The sequence below is a fragment of the Alistipes sp. An31A genome, from assembly GCF_002159425.1.
Lineage (GTDB): Bacteria > Bacteroidota > Bacteroidia > Bacteroidales > Rikenellaceae > Alistipes > Alistipes excrementigallinarum.
Genome location: NZ_NFIO01000005.1, coordinates 46,247 through 70,687, shown reverse-complemented (window position 1 = coordinate 70,687; position 24,441 = coordinate 46,247). Strand labels below are relative to the sequence as shown.

Genomic DNA, 24,441 nt, shown 5'->3' with positions numbered 1-24,441 from the left:
GGGGTCTGGCCTTCGCAACGCTCCGCAGACCGCCTATTTCGAGCGCCCTTCGCGTCCGGGCCTCTTCTCCGCGGAGTTTCCGTCGGCCTCGGAGCGGGCGCGGATGCGGCGGTCGACCTCCTGGGGGTCGGCCCCGTTCTCGAGCGCCTTGCGCCAGTAGAATTCGGCCATGAAGCGCTCGTCGAGCGCCTCGAGGATGTCGCCGTAGTGGAGCAGCAGCACCGGACTGTTCGTGCGGTCGAGAGCGATGGCCTGCTGCATGATTTTCTTGGCCTCGGCGGCGCGTCCCAGCCGGAAGAGAATCCACGCCTCGGTGTCGAGGTAGGTGGGTTCGTTGTCCGTGAGCGCCGTCACGCGGCTCGCCATGACGAGGGCCTTCTCCAAATCGCCCCCCTTCTCGGCCAGGAAGTAGGCGTAGTTGTTGAGCACCAGGACGTTGTCCGACCGGTAGCGGAGGCTCTTTTTGTAGGCGGCGAAGCACTTGCGCGTCATGCCGGCCTCGTGGTAGGCGTCGCCGATGAAGCCCCAGACGGCACTGCGCAGCGAGTCGCCCGCGACGTAGCGCAGCGCCTCGCGGTAGGCCTTCACGGCCCGCTCGTGGTGTTTGGCGTAGCTCAGGGCGTGGCCCCGGAAGATGCGGAAGTCGGGGTCGTCGGGGAAGAGCGCGATGGCCTGCGTGACGTACTTCTGCACCGAGTCGGGGCGCTGGAGGTAGTTCTCGATTTCGGCCACGGCGCGGAAGTAGCTCTTCACCGGGGGCCGGTCGGCCGTGCGGAGCTTGTAGAGGGCGAGGGCCTCCTCCAGCTCGCCCGAGGCAATCAGGTGGTCGGCATAGAGGCGCACGATGCGCGGGTCGTCTGGATGGCGGATGATGAGCGTCGAGGCCAGGCTGTTGATTTGAGCGTAGTATTCGCGGTAGAAGCGCAGGTCGGAGGTGAGCTGCCCGAAGCGGCGGACCATCTCGTCGATGGTGAGGGCGTCGGTCTCGAAGATGCGGCGCGTGGCGGAGAGCAGCCCCGCATAGTCGTGCCGCGTGTTGTAGAAGTCGGCCAGCGACATGAGCGTCTGCACGTCGGTCGAGTCAATCTCCAGCGCACGGTCGAACTCCGCGCGGGCGAGCGAATCGTTGCCCTGCAGCCCGTAGAGGTTGGCCAGCACCGTGTGGTGTTCCGCCTCGTAGGGAATCTCCTCGGCCACGGCGCGCGCCTCGTCGACCGCCTTGTCGAGCTGGCGCGTGGCGATGAGCAGCTGCCGCTTCATGGTCGAGAGCACGGGCGTGCGTCCGAAGCGCACCTCGGCGCTGTCGAGCGTCGCCAGGGCCGAGTAGGGGCGCTCGACCTGTTCGTAGAGCGCCGCCACAAGGCGGTAGTTGTCCGGCTCGCGCGGGTCGTCGCGCAGCAGGCGGCGGAAGATGTCGAGCGCATCGCCGTAGCGCTCGGCATAGATGAGCGTCTGGCCGTAGAGGCGTCCGTACCACTTGTTGGTCGTATCCGAACGGTAGGCCCGTCCGGCCAGCGCGACCGCCTCGTCGTTCGAGTCGTACATCCCGTTGGCCGCCAGCGTGTAGCTGGCCGGGGCGCAGGCCGAGTCGCAGCGCAGCGCCTCGTGGCAGAGCGTGCGGGCGCCGGCCGTGTCGCGGTCGATGAGCAGCCGCTTCAGCGCATCGGTGTAGAGATAAAGGCTGCGCAGCGAGTCGGGCGGCACGATGCCGCCTGCCGCGGGCGTCCCGCCGCCGCCTGCGGCGGAGAGCAGCCCCGGAAGCATGCACATGCACAGAAGCAGGGTTGCCGCCAGTCGTCTCATGGTCTGCTTGCGCTTTTGGGGTGTGTCGCGACGCCTCAGAGCGCCGTGTCGAACTGATGGAGGAACCGCACGTCGTTCTCGAAGTAGAGGCGCAGGTCCTTGACTCCGTACTTGAGCATGGCGATGCGCTCGATGCCCATGCCGAAGGCGAATCCCGAGTACTTCTTCGGGTCTATTCCGTTGGCCTCCAGCACGTTGGGGTCAACCATGCCGCAGCCCATGATTTCGAGCCAGCCGGTCCCCTTGCAAACCGGGCACCCCTTTCCTCCGCAGAGGTTGCACGAGACGTCGACCTCGGCCGAGGGCTCGGTGAAGGGGAAGTAGGAGGGGCGCATGCGGATGGCGGTCTGCTCGCCGAAGACCTCCTTGGCGAAGTAGAGCAGCGACTGCTTCAGGTCGGCGAACGAAACCCCCTCGTCGATGTAGAGCCCCTCAATCTGGTGGAAGATGCAGTGGGCGCGGTAGGAGATGGCCTCGTTGCGGAAGACGCGGCCCGGGCAGATGACGCGGATGGGGGGCTTCTGACGCTCCATCGTGCGGACCTGAATCGACGAGGTGTGGGTGCGCAGCAGGATGTCGGGGTTCTTCTCGATGAAGAAGGTGTCCTGCATGTCGCGCGCCGGGTGCTCGGGCGGGAAGTTGAGCGCCGAGAAGACGTGCCAGTCATCCTCGATTTCGGGCCCCTCGGCCACGGTGTATCCCAGACGCGAGAAGACCTCGACAATCTGGTTCTTCACCAGCGCGATGGGGTGGCGCGACCCGAGCCGTTCGGCCGAGCCGGGACGGCTCATGTCCTCGCAGGCGGGGGCGTCGGCGGCCTGCTGCTGCATCTGGCTGCGCAGGGCGTTGATGCGCTCCGTGGCGACGCTCTTCAGGTGGTTGATTTTCTGGCCCAACTCGCGCTTGAGCTCCGGCGCAACCCCCTTGAACTCTTCGAGCAGGGCGTTCAGTTCGCCCTTCTTGCCCAGGATTTTGATGCGGAACTCCTCGACATCGGCCGCGGCCTTGGGTTTGAACTCTTCGACTCGTCGGAGAAGCTCATTGATTTTGTCGGTCATATTTTGATAGTTTGTTCTTTTTCCCTACTTTTATCGCCTCTTGCGACGTTACGGCAATATAACGTGCAAAGTTACAAAAAAATTGGGATATGTTCCGAAAAACCCTCTCTTTTCTCCTCGTGGCGCTCCTTGCGGCGGGCGTCGTGCGGGCGCAGCGCGTGGGCGTGGTGATGAGCGGCGGCGGAGCCAAGGGGCTCTACCACATCGGCGTGTTGGAGGCCTTCGAGGAGTGCGGCGTGCCGATTGACTACGTGGCCGGCACCTCGATGGGCTCCATCATCGCGGCGATGTACGCCGCGGGCTACTCCCCGGCCGAGATGCGCGAAATCGTCTCCTCGGGGGTGGTCAAGGAGTGGGTCTCGGGACGCATCGACCCCCGCTATACGGCCTACTACCGCCAGGTGAGCCGCCTGCCGTCGTTCGTCACCTTCCGCTTCAACCTGGGCGACGACTCGGTCAAGCTCTTCCGCACGCCGACCAACCTCATCTCGTCGACCCAAATCGACATGGCCCTCACCGAGCTCTTTGCCCCGGCCACGGCGGCCTGCGGCGGCGACTTCGACGAGCTGATGGTCCCCTTCCTCTGCGTGGCCAGCGACATGAACGCCCGCGAACCGGTGGTGCTGCGCTCGGGCGACCTGAGCGAGGCGGTCCGCTCGTCGATGTCCATCCCGCTGGTATTCAAGCCGATGAAAATCGACTCGATGCTGCTCTACGACGGCGGCATCTACGACAACTTCCCCTGGCGGTCGCTCGACGTGGGCTTCCGCCCCGACCTGCTCATCGGCAGCATCTGCACCGACGGCGGGCGCGCCCCGAGCGAGGAGAACGGCCTCTTCGACCAGGCCTTCATGCTGGCCATGTACGGCACCGACTACGAGATGCCACGCGGGCGGAGCATCACCGTGCGGCGTGCCGTCGACGTCAACATGCTCGACTTCGACCGCGCCGTCGAAATCATGGATGCGGGCTACGCCGACGCCATGGAGAAGATGCCCGAAATCCTCGAGCGCATCCGCGACCGCCGCACCCCCGAGCAGTATGCCGCGCGCCGCGAGGCCTTCCGCGCCCGCTGCCCCGAGTTGCGCTTCGGCAGCTACGACATCGAGGGGCTCACCCGCGCGCAGCGCGAATACGTGCGCGACTTCGTCAAGCTCGACGAGAAGCACCACGGCGGTGAACGCGAGCTGAACTTCGCCCAGCTGCGCGACAACCTCTACTCGGTGCTGGCCGACGGCGACTTCTCGATGGAGTTCCCGCGGGCGCTCTACGACAGCGTGAGCGGCCGCTACACCTTCCGCGCCCGCTTCGTCACCAAGCCCAACTTCCGGCTGCTGGTCGGAGGCAACGTCTCCTCGACGGCCTTCAACCAGGCCTACATCGGGGCTACCTACCGCCGCATCGGGCGCGTGGCGCAGTCGCTGGGGGTCGACCTCTACCTGGGGCCGCTCTACACGTGGGGCTCGGTGGGGGGCCGCACCGACTTCTACGCCTGGAAGCCCCTCTTCCTGGACTACTCCTACAACTTCTCGGTGCAGAACTACCGCCACGGCTCGTTCGGCAACGTGACGAAAATCAACAACACGCAGCCCATCAAGCAGAGCGCCAGCTTCCTGTCGCTGGCCGTGGGGATGCCCCTCACGCAGCGGAGCCTCTTCACGCTGCGGGCCAACGGCGGCCACGTCAACTACCGCTACGACTCGGAGGACTTCCTCGCCGAAGAGACCGACCTTTCGCGCTTCTCCTTCTTCGGGCTCAAGGGCGAAATCGGGCGCAACACCTTCGACAAGTGGCTCTACCCGCGCCGGGGCTCCAACCTCACCTTCTCGGCCATCTACGTCGTCGGACGCGACAAGTACGAGCCCTACGACATGCGTCACTACCTCTCGAAGGAGTTCCGGCAGTGGGGCGGCGTGCGCTTCACCTACGAGAAGTACTTCGACCTGCCGACGGTACCGTGGTTCTCCTTCGGGGTGAGCCTCGACGGGGTCTACACGAACCACCCGGACTTCACGACCGACAACTCGACGCTCCTCTCGATGCCGGCCTACGAGCCCATCGCCCACACGCGGATGATTTACATGCCCGACTTCCGGGCGCGTCGCTTCGTGGGTGCGGGCGTGATGCCGACCTTCGACCTGATGCCCAACTTCTTCTTCCGTGCGGGCTTCTACGCGATGTACCGCGACCGGAGGGCCTACCGACCGGAGGGGAACACGTCGGTGGCGGACCGCCACTGGCACAGCATTGCCGAGGCGTCGCTGGTCTACCACACGCCCATCGGGCCGGTGAGCCTGTCGCTGACCAAGTACGAGGTCGACACGTGGAAGAACATGTACCTGACCTTCAACTTCGGCTACGCCATTTTCGCCCCCAAGGGGACCTTCTATTGACCTGTTGAGGGCCGCCGCCGGGACCCCGCCGCCCCTGCCCTCTTTCCGACTTCCTCTTTCCGACTCTCTCCGGCCGGCCGCACTCCCTCCGGCCGCCGCGTTCTTGTGCCCCGCTCACGCCTGCCGTTCCCTTCCGCAGTCCGCGCCACGCCTCCGCCGCCTCTTTCTTCGCCCCCCTCTGGTCGGCCGCACTCCCTCCGGCCACCCACGCTCCCGCCGCTGCCCGTATCCCCGCCTTCCGGCACCACCCCCGCCCGCACAAAATGAGTATACCCCGCATCCGTTGAGGATGCGGGGTAACCCGGCAAGCAATTGTTTAACTAACTGACTGTGCGATGGCAAATCGCCGTCATTTTTTGGCGCGGACCTTTCGGTGCGGTTCCCGCCTCCGTTCGTTCGTCTCCTTCACTCTTCAACCTGGAGGCGGGATTGGTTCCCGGTTCTGCTTCCTCCTGTTTCACCTCCTTTCCCGGTACCGCCTTTGTCCGAATTTCCGGCCTCACCGCCCGCTCCCGGACCGGTGGATTTGCCGTCTCTGTATGGTGTGGCCCTGCACTGCGGACGGCGCTGCGGCCGCCCCGGCGGGCTTCATTCCTTCGCTACGGTAACCTTCTTTTTTGTGGGTTCGTTATTCCGTTTGCGGCTTTTCGCCTCTGTTTCTGTCTAAACGAGGCGCAAGAAGGGTACCGCATTGCACGTAAAACGACAATGCATTGTCAGTCAATGTGTTGCTTCGGATTGTGCCGTCCGGATGGGTGTGGAGCGACTGTCGCAGGTGTGGAATTTTTCCACGAATTTTGTGTGCAGGGGGTGTGGAGCGGCCCCATGCCGGCCTCAATTCCGTGCCGGTCTCAATGCCGGGGCGGCCGGAATCCCGGGCCAGGGCGTTGTGCCGCCCGAAATGCTTTTCGATGGGTCGCCGCCGGCCTTGCCTCCTCGCCGGCCCTCTTGAATGGCTGTGGTCTGTTCCGGCCCCCTCTTTGCCGGCCTGCCGGACGTTATTCGATGTGGTAGAGGTGGAGCTTGTTGTAGAGCGTCTTGCGGTCGATGCCCAGCAGCCGGGCCGCCTGCGACTTGTTGCCCCCCGTGGCGGCGAGCGCCTGACGAATCTGCTCCTCCTCGCCGGCGCGGTCGCGCAGCGGCGCAGGGACCGGAGCTCCGGCCAGCTCGGCGGGCAGGTCCCGGGCCGTGATGTACCGCCCGGTGGCCAGCAGCGTGGCCGACATCACGGCGTTGCGCAGCTGGCGCAGGTTGCCCGGCCAGTCGTAGCGCAGCAGCAGGGCGCTGGCCGCAGCGTCGAACCCCACAATTTGCCGCCCCAGCTCGCGGTTGGCCTCGTCGAGGAAGAAGTCGGCATAGAGCGGAATATCCTCGCGCATCTGCTGCAGCTCGGGCATGCGGAGCGCAAACTGGTTGATGCGGTGGTAGAGGTCGGCGCGGAAGGTGCCGCGGGCGATGGCCGCCTCGAGCTCCTCGTTGGTGGCGGCGACCAGCCGGATGTCGATGTCGATTTCACGGTTGCTCCCCACGGGGCGGATGCGGCGCTCCTGCAGTGCGCGGAGCAGCTGCACCTGGGTCTCGTAGCTCAGGTTGCCGATTTCGTCGAGGAAGAGCGTGCCTCCGTTGGCCGCCATGAAGGCTCCGGTCTTGTCGCCGACGGCCCCCGTGAAGGAGCCCTTGACGTGGCCGAAGAACTCCGAGGCGGCCAGCTCGCGCGGCACCGAGCCGCAGTCGACCGCCACGAAGGGGCGCCCCGAGCGCTTGCTCTCGCTGTGAATCAGCTGGGCGATGTGCTCCTTGCCCGTGCCGCTGGCGCCGGTGATGAGCACCGACATGTTGGTCGGGGCGACGAGCCGCACGTGTTCGTAGAGCTTGCGGGCGGCGTCGCTGCGCCCCTCGATGTAGTTGCGGCGCTGCATCTGCGGCTGTGACCGCCGCGCCGGGGTGCGGGCCGCCGGGGCGGCGGTCGCCGTGCCGGCCCCGGAGCCTGTCGCGGAGATGGTTGCCGAGCCCCTTCCGGAGCCCTGTGCGGCGTCGCGGACGGTCTCCCCGTCTGCGGCCTCCCCTGCGGCGAGCGCCTCGCGGATTTTCTGGAGCAGCAGCTCGGGGTTGACCGGTTTGGCCACGTAGTCGCGCGCCCCGAGCTTCATGCACTGCACGGCGTTCTGGATGTCGGCATAGCCCGTCATGATGATGACGGGCGTTGCGATGCCCTCCGCGGCCATCCACTCCAGCAGCTCGGTGCCGTCGGCGTCGGGCAGGCGCATGTCGCAGAGCACCAGACGGAACGCCCCCTCGGAGAGCCTCCGCCGGGCCGCCTCGGCCGTCGATACGCTCTCGGCCCCGAAGCCCTGCTTCGAGAGCCACGTGCGGAGCATCAGCGCGAGGGTGATGTCGTCGTCGACAATCAGTATGTCACAGCGTGTTTCGTTCATCGGTCCATCTTGAAGGGGGCGCCGTCGCCCTCCTCTCCGGAGGAGCGCTCCCGGGACAAAGATACCTCTTTTTGGGCGAAAACGAGGATTTGGCGGGCATTTTCGCAGGCGCGCTCCATCTCCGCCCGGAATTGGGGGGTGAGGGGCCCCTCGAGGCGTTCGGCACGGCGCAGGGGGGTCGTTACGCTCCGGGCGTCGAGCATCGTGAAGAGGGGGAGCATGCGGTGGGCCGTGGCGCGCAGCGTCGCCGTGTCCCCGCAGGCGAGGGCGCGGCGCAGCGTCTCGACCGAGGCGGTGTGCTGCTCGACAAACGAGCGCAGAATGGCATGCGCCGCCTCGGGGTCGTCGCCCGCAAAGGCGGTCAGCCGCCCGAAATCGGGCCGCTCCACCGGCCCGTCCGACCCTGTTGGTTCTGTTGAATCTCCCGCCCCGTCCGTTTCTATCGGTTTTCCTGGTTCTCCCGATTCTATAGAATCGCCCGATTCGCCCGGCTCTGTTGAATCACTTGGCTCTCCGGGTTCTATTGAATCTCCCGGTTCTTCCGGCCCCGGCTTTGCGGTTCGCTTCCGCTCCGCCCCGGCGCCTGCTTCTCCCGGCTCCCCGGCTCCCGCCTCTTCCGGCTGCTTGGCCCCGGTCCGCTCCGCCTCTGTCTGCTGCCTGTCGGACTGCTTGGGTGAAGTTCCCGTCCCGGACTGTCCCGCTTCGGACCGCTTCGGCGAATCCCCCGCCGGCAGCTCCTCCGCATCGGGCCGCTCTTCCGCCCCGTCCGGCTCCGTCTCCCGGTCCGGCCCCGTGCGGTGCAGCACGGCGGCCAGCGTCGCGCAGAGCTCCGCCCGCGTGAAGGGCTTGCGCAGCGCGGCGGCAAAGCCCGCTTCGAGGAGCTCGTCGGTCTCGCTGCGGGCCGTCACGGCGATGACCGGCAGCCCGGGCACCGCCCGCTCCACCTCGGCCCGCACGCCGAATCCGTCGGTGCCGGGCATCTGGATGTCGGTCAGCACCACGTCGAAGCGCCCCTCGGCGGCCATCTGCGCCGCCCGCTCGGGGTGGCTGCAGCTGACGGCTCGGATGCCCGCCTGGCGGCACTGCGCCTCGGTCAGCTCGAGCTGCAGCGGGTCGTCGTCCACCACCAGCAGCGTCGCCCCGTCCGCCCGGGCGCACTCCTCCTTCCGCTCCGGGAGGGTGCCCCGCGGCCCTGCCGTGCGCTCCCCGACGGGAAGCGTCACCGTGAAGCAGCTCCCCTTTCCGGGGCTGCTCTCGAGGGTGATTTCGCCCCCGAGCAGCCGCACGAGCCGCTCCACAATCGAGAGCCCCAGCCCGAACCCCTCGACCCCGCGGGCCGAGCTGCTCCGTTCGAACTCGCGGAAGATGCGCTCCCGCTCCCCGGCCCCGATGCCCCGCCCCGTGTCGCGCACCGAGAAGCGGAGCCGCCCCCCGCCGCAGGCCACCTCGAGCTCCACGCCCCCCGTGTCGGTGAACTTCACGGCGTTCGAGAGCAGGTTGTCGGCCACCTGGCGGATGCGCGAGGCGTCGCCCGTCACCTCGCAGCGGCAGCCCTCCCCCGTGCGGAGCGTCAGCGTAAGCCCCTTGGCGGCGGCCTGCGCGGCAAAGCCCGCGCGGATGGCCTCGAAGAGGCGCTCGGGGATGAAGGGCACCGTGTTGAGCTCCATCTTGTGGATGTCGAGCCGGTAGAAGTCGAGCAGGCTGCGCGTCAGGGCGAGCAGATGCTCCGACGAGCGGGTGATGTTCTCCAGATAGTGGCGTTCGCGCTCGCCGCGGGTGAGCCGTTCGAGCAGTTCGGTGTAGCCCATGATGGCCCCCAGCGGCGCCTTGATGTCGTGCGTGACGGCCAGCATCAGCTTCTGGCGGGCGTCGAGCAGCGCCGCCTTGTCACGGTTGGCCTGCTCGAGGGCCCGCTTGTAGCGGTTGCTGCGGTTGATGTCGCGCCAGAGAATCGCCACGAAGAGCAGCATGAGGGCGACGGCCGCCGAGGCGATGGCCCCCAGCTGGCGGGTGGTGCGTTTGCGCAGCGCCTCGTCGCGTTCGATGCGGCCGAGCAGGTAGGCGGTCTCCTCCTGCTCGAAGTCGCGGATGAGGCGGTAGACCTTCTCGTCGACCAGCTCGTTGCTGGCCCTCAGCCGCAGCCCCTCGTTCCAGGCCCGGTCGTTGTAGGCGAGGCGCTGGCTGGTCACCGTGCTCTGGAGCGTGCGGAGCACCGACCCGATGGTGTCGCGCATCGACTCGGCCGAGGGGAGCGAGTCGATGACCTCGCGGCGCGAGATGACGAGCGTCGAATCCTCCTTCGGGGGGCTGAAGATGTCGGCGATGCGGCGGAAGAAGCGCCTCTTGCGGCGCGGCGTGGCGACGGTGTCCTGCGAGATGACGCTGCGCACGGGGGGCTGCGTGAGGCTTGCCTCGGCCGAGAGCGAGTCGAGCCGTGCGAGGAGCCGTTCGACGTTGGCGTCGAGCAGCGCGGCGCTCCCCGCCGAGCGGATGGAGCGGCGGAGGTTGGTGGAGCGGAGCACCTTTTCGGCGATGAGGTGTTCGATGCTGTCGAGCCTCAGCCGCTGGAGCGAGTCGGCGTCGGGCGAGAGGCGGCGCAGCGAGTCGAGGCAGCGGCGCACGGAGTCGATTTCGCTGCCGTAGCGGGCGTCGTAGGAGGAGTAGCCGGCAATGGCGAGCTGGGCGCAGCTCTCGGCGCGGTAGAGGTGGTAGAGCGTCTCGCCCACCATGTTGCGCTTGAGGTGGAGCAGCGCGTAGGAGCCGTCGGGCGCAGCGACGCGCACCGTTTCGCGGTAGACGTAGCCCACCGCGAGCAGCGCCGCAGCGACCAGCAGAAGGTATCCTGCGACGATTTTGGTCTTGACGAATTTCGACTCTTCCGGCATCGGTACAAAGATAGGGTTCGCGGCCCGTTTTGCCAAATTTCCCGCCGCGGGCCGCTTCGGCAGCGGTTTCCGGCAGCGGTTTCCGGCGACGGTTTTCGGTGGGCGGTTTTCGGTGGGCGGGCGGCTCGGACGGGCCTCCCGAAACGGTCTCCGGCGGCCGCCTTTTTCAGAAGAGGGCCCGCCGCCCGTCTTCTCCGCCGCGGCTCCTCCTCGGACGGGTCGGCTCCTGCCTCCTTTGCTGCCTCGGACGGGTTGGCGCCCGCCTCCCGGCGCCTGCCTCCTTTGCTGCCTCGGACGGGTTGGCGCCCGCCTCCCTCCCGGCACCTGCCTCCTTTGTTGCCTCGGACGGGCGGCGCCCCGCTTCCCGCCGCCCGCCTCCTTTGCCGCCTCGGACGTGCGGACCCCCGCCGCCTCTCCCCCCCCCTCAGACGGGCAGGTGCTTTTCGACCGTCTCGCGCAGGCGGTCGCTGTCCAGGTGGGTGTAGATTTCGGTGGTCAGGATGCTCTCGTGGCCCAGCATCTCCTGCACCTGGCGGATGCTGGCGCCCCCCTCGAGCAGATGGGTGGCGAACGAGTGGCGGAAGGTGTGGGGGCTGATGTGCTTCGTGATGCCGGCCCGCGCGGCCGCCTGCCTGATGATGGTGAAGAGCATCACGCGCGTGAGCCTTCCGCCGCGGTTGTTGAGGAAGACGGCGTCGTCGCTGGTGGTCACCTCGCGCCGCTTCTCGAGGTAGCGCTGCACCTTGTCGCGCGCCACGCTGCTGATGGGGACCAGCCGCTGCTTGTCCCCCTTGCCGATGACGCGGATGTAGCCCTCGCCGAAGAAGAGGTCGCTCATCCGCAGCGACACGAGCTCCGAAGCGCGCAGCCCGCACGAGTAGAGCACCTCGAGCATGGCGCCGTCGCGCAGCCCCTTGGTCGTCGGCCCCTGTGCGGCGGCGATGATGCGGTCAATCTCCTCGGTCGAGAGGATGTCGGGCAGCGGCCGCCCGAACTTGGGGGCGTTGACGAACTCGGCGGGCGACGACTCGATGCGGTCGCTCAGGAGCAGGTAGTTGAAGAAGCTCTTCACGCCGCTGAGCGCCCGCGCCTGCGAGGCCTTCTCGCGGCCGCGGTCGAAGAGCCACCCCATGTAGCGCTCGACCATCTGTTGCTCGACCTTGCGCGGGGCGACGTCGTACTGCCGCAGGATGAAGTGGGCGAACTGCCTTAGGTCGCGCATGTACGAGGCGACGGTGTTCTGCGAGAGACGCTTCTCAAGGCGGATGTAGAGGCGGTAGCGGCGGGCCTCCTCCTCCCACTTTTTCGTATTTTCTGCCATTCGACGGGTCGGGTTTCCGAAGATTATCCGTAACTTTGTCCTCAAAGGTACGAAAAATTTTACATAATTATGGACTATGTCGTCTTGAATATCCCCTGCCGCGACGGCGAGCAGTGCGAGATTGTGACGGCCGAACTGGCCGACTACCCCTTCGAGAGCTTCGAGACCGAGGGGACGCTGCTCAAGGCCTACATCCCGGGCGAGCGGCTGGCCGACTGCAAGGCCGAGGTCGATGCGATGCTCGGGCGGATGGGGCTCGAGGGGCGCTACGTCGCCATCGAGACGCAGAACTGGAACGCCCTCTGGGAGCGCAACTTCCCGCCCGTCGAGGTGGAGGGGCGGCTGCTCATCCGTGCGCCGTTCCATGCGCCGGCGCCCGAGGGGGTGGCCGAGGTGGTCATCATGCCGCGCATGTCGTTCGGCACGGGGCACCACGCCACCACGTGGCTCATGGCCTCCGCGACGCTCGATTTGGGGGTTGCCGGCCGCTGCGGACTTGACATGGGGTGCGGCACCGGCGTGCTGGCCATCCTGGCGGCCCGCTGCGGGGCCCGGCGGATGACGGCCATCGACATCGACGACTGGGCTGTGGAGAACTGCCGCGAGAATGCCGAGGCCAATGGCGTCGGTGCGCAGGTCGAGCCGCTGCTGGGCGATGCGCGGCTGCTTGCGGGGCGCCGCTTCGACTTCATCCTGGCCAACATCAACCGCAACATCCTCATGGCCGACATGCCCGCCTATGCGGCGACGCTCGCCGCGGGGGGCGACCTGCTGCTGAGCGGCTTCCTGGCCGGCGATGTCGAGTGCCTGCTGGCGCGTGGCCGCGAGCTGGGATTTGAGCCTGTGGCCCGCCGCGAACGCGACGGCTGGCAGCTGCTCCACCTGCGCCGCACGGAGGCCTGACCCGGTCCCCGGGGGTGGCGGTTGATACGGCGGTCTGCCCCGGCGGTTTCCCCCGGTCACCTGCCCCGGCCGGCAGACCCGGTTGCCGGGCCCGGCTGTTTTACCCGGCCGGCCGTCGGCCAGCCCGTCGGTCGGCTTCGGCCGTCAACCCCGCCGGTTGGCTTCGCCCGCCAGCCCGCTGGTCTGCTCCGCCTGCCAACCCGCCGGTTGACCTCGCCCGCCAGCCCGCGGCCAAAGCCCCCCGCCTTCCCCTTCCGCCCTCCCGCCCGCCGGGGGCTGCGGCGCCGGGGCCGGGAAGGCACTCGGCGCTCCATTGTGTCGTACTGCAAACCGAAAACGTGAAAAGCTACAAGGGACGCGGCATCGTGCTGCACACGCTCAAATACGGCGACTCATCGATGGTCGTCTTTCTGCTCACCGACGTGGGCGGCCGCCGCAGCTACATGGTGCAGGGGGTCCGCAGCAGCCGGGGGCGCGGCTCCAAACTGGCGCTCTTCCAGCCGATGTTCGCCCTCGAGTTCGAGGGGCTCGAGTCGTCGCGCCAGCAGATGGACCGCTTTCGCGAGGTGCACAGCGGCATCGCGCTCCGCACGCTCCCCTTCGACGTGCGCAAGTCGACCGTGGCGCTCTTCATGGCCGAGGTACTCTACCGGCTGGTCAAGGAGAGCGAGCCCAACGAGCCTCTCTTCGAGTTCGTATGGAACGGCGTGGCGGCGCTCGACGAGCTGCAGGAGGGGGTGGCCAACTTCCACCTCTGGTTTCTGGCCCGTCTGAGCCGCTTTCTGGGCTTCTTTCCGGGCAACGACTACCGCGAGGGGGACTGCTTCGACATCCGCGAGGGACTCTATACGAAAACCGCCCTGCGCAACGTTTTAATTATGTCGGAGCAGAACGCCCGCACGCTCCACGAACTGATGCACCTCGAGGTGAACCGCCTGGGGACGCTGGCGCTCAACCGCACGCAGCGGGTCGAGTTCCTCAATGCGATGCTCGACTACTACGGCTACCACCTCGACGCCATCAGCGCCGTGCAGTCGGTGCGGATTCTGCGCGAGGTCTTCTGAGGGGCGGAGCCGAAGGGCAATGCGCGGAGGTGCGTACACGGAGCCGGCCGGAAGGGAGGTCGAGTGGAAGCGGAACCGGCCGGAAGGGTGCCGGCCGGAAGTGGTCCCGGGTCGGAGGAAGCTGTTGCCCGTCTTCTCTCCCGCTTCGGTCCCGGGCCGGAGGGGCAAGGATGCGGCTCCGGCGCATGATTGAATGAACCAAGAAAACTACCGTAAACAGTAAAGCAACAAGGAGGAGAGAGCCATGATGAAGAGACGAAACAAGACTTTGCTGCAGGCAGCGTTGACGCTGCTGCTTGCCGCCGGCTGTGCCGGCACGGTTGCGGCGCAACAGCCGCACTACGGCCAGCCCGAAGAGCGAATTTTCCGGAGTGACACCGTGCGCAACGACTTCGGCGAGCGGGAGGTGCTCCACCGCCTCGATTCGCTGGCGTCGTGGAGCCGCCACTACGTCGATTACCGCGTCTACGAACCCGAGCTGGAGAGCTCGCCGGCCCGGCCGGTGGTTCCCATGTCGTCGGTGGTGGTCGTCACGCGGGAGCAGCTGCCGCGCCGCGTGCACGTCATCGACAACATGACGCTGCTGGGGCCCCGCTTCATGCTGTCGAACGGACAGGCCTCCAACTGGGGTCCCTATCCCGACTCCTACCTCGACGCGCGCACCATCTCGCTGCCGATGCCCTGACGCGGGGGGCTTTGATGCGGAGGAGCCGCAGCCAGCGCCCTGACGTCCGCCCGACGCCTGCCCGACGTCCGCCCGGTACCCCGCACTTCGCCCTGCATCCGCATCCGGCGCCCGACCGAACTGCCGGAACAACAAACGAACCGGCCGCTCCTGTGAGAGCGGCCGGTTCGCTGTTTGATGGACATCCCGGTTTGTTGTTTCCCGGTTTGTTGTTCCCCGGTTTGTTGTTTCCCGGCCCGTTGTTCCCCGGTTTGTTGTTTCCGGCCCGTTGTTTCCCGGTCCGTTGCCTTCCCTCCGGGGCTACCCGAAGAGCTCGTTGAGCACGTGGGCCAGCCGGTAGCCGGCCCGCTGCAGCTGCTGCTCGGCCAGCGGGTGGTTGCGGTTGAGGAACGATTTGACCTCCCGCGTGGTGAACTCCTGCCCGGGGGCCGCCTGCTCGTAGATGTGACGGCTTGCGAGGGCATTCTCGCGGAACCAGTCGCGCACCGTGCCGCGGCAGATGGCGCGAATCTCACGCCGCGTGCAGCGGTCGAGCTGGTGGCCGTACTCGAGGTAGCTCCAGCGGTGGCAGCTTTCGAGGATTACCTCGTCCCACACCGTGTGGTAGTTGTACTTGCGGCCGTTGAAGTAGACCGGATAGCTCTTCAGCTTGCCCCCGCCGTAGCGCACGTGGCCCGGGCAGTGCAGGTCACCCATGAAGTGGATGATGCAGCGCAGGCAGGCGACCACCGTCGAGTCGTCCTGCGTGCGGTAGTCGGCGAGCGTCTCGATGGAGCGCTCGAGTCCCGAGACGACGTCGCCCCGCTTGTCGGGCATGTATTCGAACTGGTCGTCGACCGAGGCCGAGTGGATGGTGCGCCCCCAGGCGTATTGGGGTTCCGAGCGCCAGTCGTCCATCCACGAGGCGTCGTAGACAATCGAGTGGCCGAGGTAGCGTTCGATAACGCGGCGCGCGCGGGGCGTCAGGTGGCATTCGGCGATGTAGGCGATGGCGTCGTGGCCGGTGCGCCCCCAGGCCGAGGCGGTGTCGACCTGCAGCATCAGGAGCGCCGCAGCGAGCAGAAGCACTTTTTTCATGGTCCGATTCGGATTTTTGGGTTTCTCCGGACAAATATAGGGAGAAAATCGAAATGTTGCTCCTTCTTTTCGAAATAAAATACCCGATTTATCGAAATAAAACGAAACGACCCTCCGCCAGACTGTTTTTGCCCGTCCCGCCGGACTCTTCTCCAATCGCTTCCCGCCGGACCGTCCTGCCCCGTCGTCCCGTTCTGCCGTCCCGTCCCGCCTTTTCTCGCCGGACCCTTCTCCGCCGAGACGGCCCGCTCCGTCCGCCCTGCCGAACGTCCGTCCTGTTCCGCCGCCTGTCCTGTTCCGCCGCCTGTCCTGTTCCGCCGCCCGTCCTGTTGGCCGCCCCGTCCCGCCTTTTCCTCGCCGCCTGCCCCGTCGTTCCGCCCTAATGGCCGAAGCGCGAGGTGTCGACCGAGTCGTGCCGCCGCTCCTTGTAGCCTCCGAAGCGGAAGGTGAGCCGCGCGGTGAAGGTCCGCGTGTAGAAGCCCGAATCCATGTCGAGGTGCTGCCCGCGGTAGCGGATTTTCGTATAGGGCATCGAGGTGCCGAAGAGGTCCGTGCAGCGCACCGTGAGGCTGGCGCGCCCCCGCGCGAAGCTCCACCGCGCCCCGGCGTCAATCTGCCAGACGGGCTCCACGTCGTAGGTCGCCTGGATGGCGGCGCTCTGGTAGTGGCCCGAGAGGTCGAGCGTCAGGTCGGGCTTGCGGCTCAGGCGGAAGGTGTTGTCCATCCGCACGATGCCGACCCACTTCGAGCGGTCGAAGCCGATGTCGTGGAAGCGGTCGCAGCGCTGCGTGAGCTGCAGCCCCGTGAAGACGAGGCGCGATTCGAGCCACCGCCCCGCCTTGAAGGGGATGATGACGTTGGCGCCCCACTGCCGGTTGGTGTCCCAGTTGAGCGTCTGGTAGATGAGCGCCAGCCGCTCGGAGGATTGCCAGGCCGACTGGGTGAAGTAGTCGAGGGTCTCGTTCCAGAAGAGCATGAAGATGTACTTCGAGCGGAGCATGTAGAGCGCCTGGGCGCTGTAGTTCTTCGCCGGCCGCAGCCCGGGCGAGCCGTGAATCTCCGAGTATCCGTCCACGTAGGAGACCGCCCCCTGCATCTCCCAGTAGGAGGGGTAGCTCTTGTCCGACGAGAGGGTCAGCTGCAGCATGTGCTCCTCGGAGAACATCCAGTTGAACGACGCCTGGGGGTAGAGCGCCCAGTTCTCGTAGTCGCCCATGCGGTAGTACTCGCCGGCGAGCGAGAAGGAGAGGCTCCCCTTCGACAGCGTGCGGCTCGCCCCGGCGTAGAGGTTCGCCGTGTACTCGTCGAGGCTCGACTCGGTGTCGACCGCCTCGATGCTCCCCTCGCGGGGCAGGTAGCGCTGCCAGTCGTGGCTTCCGGCCCAGCTCAGCGCGCCGCCCGCGTTGAGCTTCCACTGCCCGCCCAGTGCCACCTGCTGGTCCGCCGTCACGTTCACCCGGTCGATGAGCTGCCCCGAGACGATGTCGAAGGCGTTTTGGCTGCCCGAGGCGTAGTCGTTCCGCTGCTCCGAGCGCTCGGGGTTGCGGTAGCTCGTGTAGTCGGCCCCCAGCTCGAGCCCGAAGGGGGCCCGATAGCGGAGCGCGAGGTTGTGCATCTGCGACTCGGTCCGGCTCAAGGAGCGCGAGTCGACGAAGCTGCCCGAGCTGAGCGCGAGCCCCTCGCCCGAGGGGTTGAATGCGGCGGTGTAGGCGGCGCTCAGGCGGCTCTGCTCCGAGGGGCTCCAGTCGAGTGCGGCGCGCAGCCGGTGGTAGGAGCCCTGCTGCGTGATGCGCTCGCTCTGGGCGATGTCGTACCGCTCGCCGTCGAAGTCGTGGAGCGAGCGGAGCTCGTAGTAGCGGCGGTTGTGGATGGTTCCTCCCGTGTAGTTGAGGTCGGCCGACCACTTCGGCGAGGTGTAGACCACGTTGGCGCCCCCTTCCCACGCGCCGAAGCAGCTGTTGGCATACTGGCCGTGGAGCTGCCCCGAGAAGGCACGCTCGCCGCCGTGGCGCAGCACGATGTTGATGGCCGCGCCGCGCACGTGGTACTGCGGCGGGGCGCTGTATATCACCTCGGCCCGTTCGACCCGCTCGACGGGGGTCGAGCGCAGCAGCGCCTCGAGCTGGTCGGTGCTCATCGTCGTGGGCTTGCCGTTGAGAATCACCGTCACGCTCCCGGCACCGGCGAGCGTCAGCCGCCCCTCCTGCTCCGAGACGCCAGGCAGCCGGGTGATGGCCTCGTAGGCGTTGTTGACCGTCATGCCGCGGGTCGCCGCCTCGAGGTCGTAGTCGAGGCGCCCCTCCTCGACCCGCACTACGGGGCGCTCGGCGCTGACGACCACCCCCTCGATGGCCGTCTCGGAGGCGTCGAGGGTGACCACGCCCACGTTGTCGGCCGACCCCTCGAGGCGCTGCATCCGGTAGGAGAGGTGCTGGAAGAGGAGGCGGTAGGGGCGCACGCGCGAGGCGATGCGGAAGCAGCCCCGGGCGTCGCTTGCTGCGGCAGCCACGTAGAGCGAGTCGCGGTCGAGCATCACCACGGCAACGCCCGGCACGGGCTCGCCGGCGCGGTCCACCACGCACCCCGTCACCTGCCCTGCGGGGGCGGAGGTTTCGGTTGCGGCGGGAGCTTCAACGGGGGATTGCGCCATAAGCGGGGCGGCGCAGAGAAGGGCTGCTACGAGCAGCAGAATCAGAAGTCGTTTCATGGTCGATGCGTATGGATTCCGGACGGAGCCCCCGAAGCGGGGAGTTCCATACTGCAAAGATAGCCCCCGGAGCACCTTGCCGATGCAGGCAAAGTCTTGCTCCGACGGATGCAAACGACTGTGGATGAGTGGGGTGCTGCTAAAAAAATCTTGCGACAGGGGCCGCCGCACTTGCCGCCTTCGGACGAGGCCGGCATCCGGTCGCAGCGCCTGCCTTCTTCGGAGGTCCGGCATCCGGCCGCCGCCCGACGGAGAGAGACGGGGTATTGCCGCCCGGATGTTGAGGGTCGCCGCCCGGCTGAGAGAGACGGGGTATTGCCGCCCGGCTGTTGAGGGCCGCCGCCCGGCCGAGAGAGATAGGGTATTGCCGCCCGGCTGTTGAGGGTAGTCGCCCGCCCGGTCCGCGCCCCTCCAGTCCGCGTCTCTCCGAGTGCCACCCGGCCCGCGCCCCTCCGGTCCGCCGATGACCGAACTTTCCGCCTCCGGCCCGAACCTGTCCGGACCTGCTCCGCGCCCTCCCGGCCTGCTTCGCCCGGCGCTATGCGAAGAAGCGCAGCAGCTCCTCGCGCGCGGCGATGTCCGATTCGGCGATGCGCCGCTTGAGCTTCGACTTGAGCGTGTAGACGCCGTTGGGGGTCATCCCCAGCATGACGCAAATCTCCTGCGGCGAGAAGCCCGCGATGACCAGCGCCGCGAAGTCGTGGTTGCGCTCCGTCCACCCCGGGAAGGCCTCGCGCAGCCGGCTGACCGCCCCCCGGTTGTAGAGGTCGGCCATGCGCACCACGTCGGCCAGCGTCGCGGGGCTCAGCGCCAGCTGGCGCATCTTCTCGCTCAGGCGGGCCCCCTCGCCATAGGTGTAGCAGGTTGCGGCGATGTCGCGGATGTGGGCGAAGCGCCCCTCGAGCAGCTCCTTGAGGGCCGCCTCGCGGCTGTCCGAGGCGTCGAGCCGCGAGGTGAGGCTGTCCTGCGACTCGCGGTAGGAGTCGATGAGCGCCAGATACTCGCCGATGCGCTCGTCGCGCTGCCGCAGCTTGCGGCGGTAGGCCCCCGCCACGCCGACGGCCAGCAGCGCCAGCAGCAGGCAGACCAGCAGCGCAATCCAGACGTCGTAGCGCAGCCGCGTTTCGCGCAGCGCCGCGGCATTTTCGGCCCGGAACTGCCGCTCGAGCTGCACCGAGAGGGCATCGCGGCTTGCGGCCTCGAGCGAGTCCTGCATCTCGATGTAGCGCAGGGCGTGGGCATAGGCCGTCGCATCGTCGCCCTGCCGGTGGTAGATGCCGGCGGCGATGCGGTAGATGTCGACGTTGCCCTGGTGGTAGACGGAGGTGCGGGCGAGCACCCGGTCGGCGTAGCAGCGGGCCGAGTCGAGCCGCCCGATTTGGGCGAAGAGAATCGTCGAGGCGATGTCGTAGAAGGTGCGCTGCGCGTCGTCGGTCGCGGCGCGGCCGTAGGAGAGCGGCGCCGAGTCGATGGCCCCCAGGTCGATGCGGGCACGCTCGGCCAAGAGCCGTTGGGCGTCCCAGTCGCCGGCATAGGCGTGGTAGAGGAGGTTCTGGAGCGTAATCTGCTGGGCGAAGTAGCGGAAGCGGAGCGTGTCGCGCGCCGCCACGAGCGGCGCCAGCTCCTCGATAGCCTCGTCGAAGCGGCGCTGGGCGCAGAGCGCCGCCGAGAGCATGAAGCGGGCGTAGCCCTCCGTCTCTTCGTTGCCGCAGCGCTGCCCGATGGCGACCGCCTTGCGGAAGGCCTCCTCGGCCTCGACGTTGTAGCCCTGCTCCAGATGGAGCGCCCCGAGGGTGTGGTATACGGCGCCGAGCAGCAGCAGCGTCTCACGGTCGTCGGATGCCCCCTCGGCGCAGATGGCCGCCCGGGTGTAGGCCTTGACGGCCTGGTCGATGTCGCCTTCGTTCTGGCAGGCGTGGGCGTGGAGGTAGGCGGCGATGGCCTGCTCGCTGCGCGGCCCGTGCTGCTCGTAGTAGGCGTAGAGCGGTGCGGTGAAGGCCTTGTCGAGCTGCTGCTCGTCGGCAAGCAGCTGCGCGCGGGCCGTGAGCATCCGCCACTCCATCCGCTGGCGCCGCGTGCGGAGCCTTGCCGTGTCGATGGCGCGCAGCAGCCGCAGGGCGCTGTCGGGTTCCGAGGGAACCACCGCAGCCGCCGGGGCGAACTGCGCCTCGACGGAGCGCCGGCCCCCGCACCCCGCAAGGAGGAGCGGCAGCTGCAGCAGCAGGAGCAGGTATGTGACCGTTCGCCTCATCGTCCGGAGTCGAGGTTGCCGCCCCGTTTACGGGAGCAGCGGCTCGCGGTGTTCGCGGCGCCACGTCTTGAGCACCTCCCGGATGGTGTTGGCCCAGAAGTTACGCAGTCCGAAGCCTCCGGCATGCCCCTCGACCCGCTCGATGCAGCGGACCTCGCGCGTGGCGATGTCGAAGATGACCATCTCATAGAGGGCCTTTGCCGAGGGCTTGTCGAGCAACAGGGCCACCAGCACGATGCCCGTGCCCTCCTGCTCCTCCAGCTCGTAGGAGGCGATGGCGGCACGCACCTCCTCGTCGGTGGCCGTGTGCTTCGTGTCGCGCAGCCGCTCGTAGCCGCAGGCGTCCAGACGCTGCAGCATGGGGTCGATGTCGACGCTGAGCTGCGGCTGGCGCAGCGCGCGGGCGAAGTCGTACTTGTCGGCCTCGGTGATGAGCAGCTGGTTGATGCGGCGGAAGGCCTCGGCAAACTGCTGGTCGCTCTCGTTGGCGCCCGAGACGCGCGCAAGCGAGAAGTCGATGCCGTAGACGTAGGTGGGAGTCTGCTGTGCCGCCGCGGTGAGCAGCGAGCATGCGGCCGCGAGGGCCAGAAGAAGTCGCTTCATGGGATGTTTGCGTTTATGGTTTCCGTGCAAATATAGATTAAAATTGCAAAAATGGCAAAGTCCGTCCGCCACGCTGCTTCCGGCTTCCGGGCCCGACGACGCTCTGCGTTGCCCGGGGCTTCCTCGCCGTCCGCCGTCCCGCCGTTTTCCGCGCCGGGCGCGCCGGGCCGGCCTGTTCCGCCGCCCGGGCCGGCCTTTTCCGTCTCCGGCCGTCCGCCGCCCCGCCGTTTTCGCGCCGGGCCGGCCTGTTCCGCTCGTCCGCCGCCTCAGTGAAGCGTGTTGTTGCGCAGGTCGATGAACTTCACCGCCTTGCGGCTCGTGGGGGGCATCTGCAGCTTGGCAATCAGCTCGGCCGGCTCGAAGAGGATGTCGGGCGCCACGCGCACCTTCGAGCGGAAGACATCCTTGATGCGCTTGACGAGCTCCTCGCTGTGGTCGCGGCTTCCGACCCGAATCTGCACCTGGTCGGTCCCCAGCGAGCCGGTGAAGACCTCGACCAGGTAGTTCTCCACCTCGGGGATGTTGTCCAGAATGTCGAACAGCGCGGGGGGATAGAGCGTCGTCCCCTTGAACTTAATCATCTGCCCCTTGCGCCCGAGCAGCGAGCCGAGCCGCACCGTGTTGCGGCCGCAGCGGCAGGGCTCCGAGTAGTGGCGGCAGACGTCGCCCGTGCGGAAGCGCAGCAGCGGCATCCCCTCCACGCCGAGCGTGGTGACGGTCACCTCGCCCGGCTCGCCGTCGGCCACCGGACGCCCCTCGTCGTCGAGGAACTCCACGATGATGAGGTCCGGGGGGAGGTGTCCGCCGCAGTGGCAGGGGCACTCCGTGAAGGAGCTCTGCATCTCGGTCGAGGCGTAGGTCGAGAAGAGCTCCAGCTCGGGCCAGCGTTCGTGAATCTGCCGCCCGAGCGTGTTGAGCTCGAAGCTGTCGGGGTCGCGCAGCCCCTCGCCGATGCAGAGAGCGCGGCGCAGCGGGCTGCGGCGGAAGTCGATGCCCGACGCCTGTGCGAAGTCGGCCAGCCGCAGCAGGAACGAGGGGATGACCATGCAGGTGGTGGGGGCGATGCGGCGGATGGTGTCCCACTGCAGCTCGGGGATGCCGTTGCCCACGCGCGTGACGCCGCAGCCCAGCATCCGCGCCCCGAGGAAGTAGGCCAGTCCGGCCATGAAGCGGCGGTCGAGCGTGACCATCAGCTGGATGATGTCGTCGGGGGTGCAGCCGGCCGTGGTGAACGAGAGCATCTCGTTGTAGGCCAGGCGGTCGAGGTCCCCTTCCGTCAGTGCGAAGGTGACCGGGTCGCCCAGCGTGCCGGAGGTGGTGACGTAGTCGATGATTTGGCGCGGGGCGACGCAGCGGAAGTCGTCGTTGCGGCGCTGGAGCTGCTCCTTGGTGGTGACGGGCAGCCGTTGCAGGTCGTCGAGCGTGCGGATGTCGCGCGGGTCGATGCCCTCGCGGCGGAACATCTCCCGGTAGAAGCGCGAGTGCTCCTCGAGGTAGCGGAGCGTCTCGCGGAGGCGCTCCTCCTGGAAGGCGCGAATCGCCTCGGGCGATGCGAACTGGATTCGGTTGTTGCGTATCATGGTCATTTGAGTTTGCGTTCAATCTCCTGACGTTCCGAGAGGCGGGGTATCTCGAGGCGGAGCGCCTCCTCCCGGCAGCGGCGGGCCCCCTCGCGGTCGCCGAGCACCTCCTCGCGGTAGTCGGCGCAGAGGGCCCACGCCCCGAAGAAGCGGGGATTCTCGCCCAGGATGCGCTCGGGCAGCGCCTCGTCGACCCGTTCGCGGCGGGCGATGGCCTGCCGCAGCGCGGCGCAGTCGCGGCGGTAGGCGACGATGCGCGGATAATCCTTCCTGAGGAAGAGGCTGTCGGCCGGCAGCTCCTCCTCCGGCAGGTCGAGCCGCCCCTCTGGGGGCGCCTCGCCGGCGAAGATGCGCCCGAGGTCGTAGCAGACGAAGCGTCCCGCCTGCCAGGGTTCGGTCGAGAGCCACATGAGCCCCCGCTCGGGTGCGAAGACGACGCTGTGGTGGGCGATGGCCTGGTTGAGCGACTTCTCGTTGGTCAGGCCGATGTCGCGCCCGCCCAGACCGCGCCGGTCGCGCAGGATGGTCACCGCACGGGCGGGGGTGAGCGGCGCGAGGCTGTCGAGCAGTTCGCCGAGGCGCTGCAGGCGGTAGGGGCTGTCGCTCGTGGCGATGTTCTCGCGGTTGTAGGGGTCGTCGGCGAAGGCGGCGGACTGGTAGTGGTTCGTGCAGCGGAGCTGCTCGCCCTCGCCCTCGTAGAGGGCCGAGCGCTCGGGGGTCTTCTCGATGACTACGGCGCGGCGGTCGCGGGCCGAGGCGATGAGCAGCGACTCGGAGACGAAGGTGCGGGTGGTGTCGGCGATGGCGCAGGCCTCCTCGATGGTGGAGGCATACTGCAGGATGGTGCGTGCCAGCAGCGAGATGGGGGTGGCCGCACGGGTGGGGAGCGCCCCCTTGGCGGCGTTGAGCGTCACGGTGAGCCCCGCGGCGTTCATCCCCGAGAGGACGCCGCTCATGCCGGCCCATCCGACCGAGGCGAAGGGGATGCCCCGCTCGGGGCGGCAGAAGGTGACGAGCTTGTTGCGGGCGAAGTCGTCGCCGACGTAGAAGTCGAAGTTGCGCCCCACGAGCAGCGTCGAGTCGGTGCTGCGGCCGCCCCACGTGGCGAAGGAGCTGCAGCCGACGAGCATGTACTCCTGCATGACGTGCCCGATGTCGTGGGCGGCGTGGTAGTTGATTTGGCGCTCGTAGGCGTTGCCGATGGCGTCGAACTCGTGGGAGCACCAGCGCGACGAGGCGAAGATTTCGCGGCGGTACTCCTCCGGGACACAGTGCCCCAGGTTGCGGTTGAAGATGACGATGAAGCTCCTCAGGAAGCGCAGGTAGCGCTCCGAGGGGACGATGCGGCGGATTTGGTCGACGAAGGTCCGCTCCTGGTAGTACATCAGCCCGCGGAGCAGCGCCCCCGACTCGGCGCCCCGCGTGAGGGGGGCGCCGCCGGTGGTGAGCTCCCACACTCCGGCCGGATTGCGGCGCAGCGTCGAGCCGCCGCAGTGAGCCACGCCGTTCGAGCGGGTGACGGTGTAGAGCGCCGTGTCGATTTCCAGGCGCGGCTCGCCCATGTCGGCCGAGCGGTAGAGGCGGTAGCCGATTCCCGCCGTGGTGAGCAGGGCGACGACGACCGCTCCCAGTACGATGGCGAGGAGGGTCAGCATGATTCCAAGCGTTTTGCGCAA

15 protein-coding genes are annotated in these 24,441 nt (G+C 67.7%); 4 read left to right on the top strand and 11 right to left on the bottom strand.

Annotation, left to right across the window (positions count from 1 at the left end; translation table 11 throughout):
- Window positions 1-33 precede the first annotated feature (33 nt).
- Window positions 34-1,803 carry a tetratricopeptide repeat protein gene (locus B5F90_RS06165; protein WP_087361930.1) on the bottom strand — a complete coding sequence of 590 codons (1,770 nt, stop codon included), beginning with the start codon at window positions 1,801-1,803 and terminating at the stop codon, window positions 34-36.
- Between the two features lie 35 nt (window positions 1,804-1,838).
- Window positions 1,839-2,861 carry a phenylalanine--tRNA ligase subunit alpha gene (locus B5F90_RS06160; RefSeq protein ID WP_087361929.1) on the bottom strand — a complete coding sequence of 341 codons (1,023 nt, stop codon included), beginning with the start codon at window positions 2,859-2,861 and terminating at the stop codon, window positions 1,839-1,841.
- Window positions 2,862-2,950: 89 nt separating this feature from the next.
- On the opposite strand from B5F90_RS06160, the gene B5F90_RS06155 reads away from it, so the two are divergent.
- Complete coding sequence (locus tag B5F90_RS06155; protein WP_087361928.1) at window positions 2,951-5,254, top strand: patatin-like phospholipase family protein; 2,304 nt, start codon at window positions 2,951-2,953, stop codon at window positions 5,252-5,254.
- 998 nt (window positions 5,255-6,252) lie between these two features.
- On the opposite strand, the gene B5F90_RS06150 is transcribed toward B5F90_RS06155, so the two are convergent.
- The 3 genes from B5F90_RS06150 to xerD all read right to left on the bottom strand — a co-directional run bounded on the left by B5F90_RS06150 (window position 6,253) and on the right by xerD (window position 11,895).
- Window positions 6,253-7,689, bottom strand: a complete 1,437-nt coding sequence (locus B5F90_RS06150; protein WP_087361927.1) for a sigma-54 dependent transcriptional regulator — start codon at window positions 7,687-7,689, stop codon at window positions 6,253-6,255.
- The gene (locus tag B5F90_RS06145) at window positions 7,686-10,574 is read right to left on the bottom strand and encodes an ATP-binding protein (protein WP_087361926.1); all 2,889 of its coding nucleotides are present in this window, start codon (window positions 10,572-10,574) and stop codon (window positions 7,686-7,688) included. Before B5F90_RS06145 ends, B5F90_RS06150 begins: the two co-directional genes overlap by 4 nt.
- Window positions 10,575-10,998: 424 nt before the next feature.
- Window positions 10,999-11,895, bottom strand: a complete 897-nt coding sequence (gene xerD / locus B5F90_RS06140; protein WP_087361925.1) for a site-specific tyrosine recombinase XerD — start codon at window positions 11,893-11,895, stop codon at window positions 10,999-11,001.
- A 69-nt stretch (window positions 11,896-11,964) separates the two neighbouring features.
- Here xerD and prmA point away from each other — a divergent pair, with 69 nt between their 5' ends.
- The 3 genes from prmA (at window position 11,965) to B5F90_RS06125 (ending at window position 14,547) form a co-directional block, all read left to right on the top strand.
- Window positions 11,965-12,798, top strand: a complete 834-nt coding sequence (prmA, locus tag B5F90_RS06135) for a 50S ribosomal protein L11 methyltransferase (protein WP_087361924.1) — start codon at window positions 11,965-11,967, stop codon at window positions 12,796-12,798.
- 338 nt (window positions 12,799-13,136) lie between these two features.
- Window positions 13,137-13,862, top strand: a complete 726-nt coding sequence (locus B5F90_RS06130) for a DNA repair protein RecO C-terminal domain-containing protein (RefSeq protein ID WP_087361923.1) — start codon at window positions 13,137-13,139, stop codon at window positions 13,860-13,862.
- Between the two features lie 244 nt (window positions 13,863-14,106).
- A complete protein-coding gene (locus B5F90_RS06125; RefSeq protein ID WP_143256115.1) occupies window positions 14,107-14,547 on the top strand; it encodes a hypothetical protein in 441 nt (146 codons plus the stop codon).
- 300 nt (window positions 14,548-14,847) lie between these two features.
- Here the strand turns inward: B5F90_RS06125 and B5F90_RS06120 are convergent, their stop codons facing one another.
- The 6 genes from B5F90_RS06120 to B5F90_RS06095 all read right to left on the bottom strand — a co-directional run bounded on the left by B5F90_RS06120 (window position 14,848) and on the right by B5F90_RS06095 (window position 24,420).
- Window positions 14,848-15,624 (bottom strand): S1/P1 nuclease, encoded by a 777-nt coding sequence (locus B5F90_RS06120; protein ID WP_087361921.1) that lies wholly within the window; start codon window positions 15,622-15,624, stop codon window positions 14,848-14,850.
- A gap of 379 nt (window positions 15,625-16,003) precedes the next feature.
- On the bottom strand, window positions 16,004-18,331 hold the full coding sequence (locus tag B5F90_RS06115; protein WP_162607761.1) for an outer membrane beta-barrel family protein: 2,328 nt from the start codon (window positions 18,329-18,331) through the stop codon (window positions 16,004-16,006).
- Window positions 18,332-18,869: 538 nt separating this feature from the next.
- The gene (locus B5F90_RS06110; RefSeq protein ID WP_087361920.1) at window positions 18,870-20,582 is read right to left on the bottom strand and encodes a hypothetical protein; all 1,713 of its coding nucleotides are present in this window, start codon (window positions 20,580-20,582) and stop codon (window positions 18,870-18,872) included.
- A gap of 27 nt (window positions 20,583-20,609) precedes the next feature.
- The gene (locus B5F90_RS06105) at window positions 20,610-21,185 is read right to left on the bottom strand and encodes a hypothetical protein (protein WP_087361919.1); all 576 of its coding nucleotides are present in this window, start codon (window positions 21,183-21,185) and stop codon (window positions 20,610-20,612) included.
- Window positions 21,186-21,451: 266 nt separating this feature from the next.
- Window positions 21,452-22,765, bottom strand: coding sequence for an AMP-binding protein (locus B5F90_RS06100; RefSeq protein WP_087361918.1), 1,314 nt, complete (start codon window positions 22,763-22,765; stop codon window positions 21,452-21,454).
- 2 nt (window positions 22,766-22,767) lie between these two features.
- Window positions 22,768-24,420 carry a C45 family peptidase gene (locus tag B5F90_RS06095; RefSeq protein WP_239307755.1) on the bottom strand — a complete coding sequence of 551 codons (1,653 nt, stop codon included), beginning with the start codon at window positions 24,418-24,420 and terminating at the stop codon, window positions 22,768-22,770.
- Window positions 24,421-24,441: the final 21 nt, after the last annotated feature.

What these genes read in the sequence shown, in the direction of transcription:
- B5F90_RS06105 (WP_087361919.1), bottom strand. Translation starts at nt 21,185, where the DNA reads ATGAAGCGACTTCTTCTGGCCCTCGCGGCCGCATGCTCGCTGCTCACC.
- B5F90_RS06110 (WP_087361920.1), bottom strand. Translation starts at nt 20,582, where the DNA reads ATGAGGCGAACGGTCACATACCTGCTCCTGCTGCTGCAGCTGCCGCTC.
- B5F90_RS06145 (WP_087361926.1), bottom strand. Translation starts at nt 10,574, where the DNA reads ATGCCGGAAGAGTCGAAATTCGTCAAGACCAAAATCGTCGCAGGATAC.
- B5F90_RS06125 (WP_143256115.1), top strand. Translation starts at nt 14,107, where the DNA reads ATGATGAAGAGACGAAACAAGACTTTGCTGCAGGCAGCGTTGACGCTG.
- B5F90_RS06160 (WP_087361929.1), bottom strand. Translation starts at nt 2,861, where the DNA reads ATGACCGACAAAATCAATGAGCTTCTCCGACGAGTCGAAGAGTTCAAA.
- xerD (WP_087361925.1), bottom strand. Translation starts at nt 11,895, where the DNA reads ATGGCAGAAAATACGAAAAAGTGGGAGGAGGAGGCCCGCCGCTACCGC.
- B5F90_RS06095 (WP_239307755.1), bottom strand. Translation starts at nt 24,420, where the DNA reads ATGCTGACCCTCCTCGCCATCGTACTGGGAGCGGTCGTCGTCGCCCTG.
- B5F90_RS06120 (WP_087361921.1), bottom strand. Translation starts at nt 15,624, where the DNA reads ATGAAAAAAGTGCTTCTGCTCGCTGCGGCGCTCCTGATGCTGCAGGTC.
- B5F90_RS06155 (WP_087361928.1), top strand. Translation starts at nt 2,951, where the DNA reads ATGTTCCGAAAAACCCTCTCTTTTCTCCTCGTGGCGCTCCTTGCGGCG.
- B5F90_RS06165 (WP_087361930.1), bottom strand. Translation starts at nt 1,803, where the DNA reads ATGAGACGACTGGCGGCAACCCTGCTTCTGTGCATGTGCATGCTTCCG.
- B5F90_RS06100 (WP_087361918.1), bottom strand. Translation starts at nt 22,765, where the DNA reads ATGATACGCAACAACCGAATCCAGTTCGCATCGCCCGAGGCGATTCGC.
- B5F90_RS06150 (WP_087361927.1), bottom strand. Translation starts at nt 7,689, where the DNA reads ATGAACGAAACACGCTGTGACATACTGATTGTCGACGACGACATCACC.
- prmA (WP_087361924.1), top strand. Translation starts at nt 11,965, where the DNA reads ATGGACTATGTCGTCTTGAATATCCCCTGCCGCGACGGCGAGCAGTGC.
- B5F90_RS06115 (WP_162607761.1), bottom strand. Translation starts at nt 18,331, where the DNA reads ATGAAACGACTTCTGATTCTGCTGCTCGTAGCAGCCCTTCTCTGCGCC.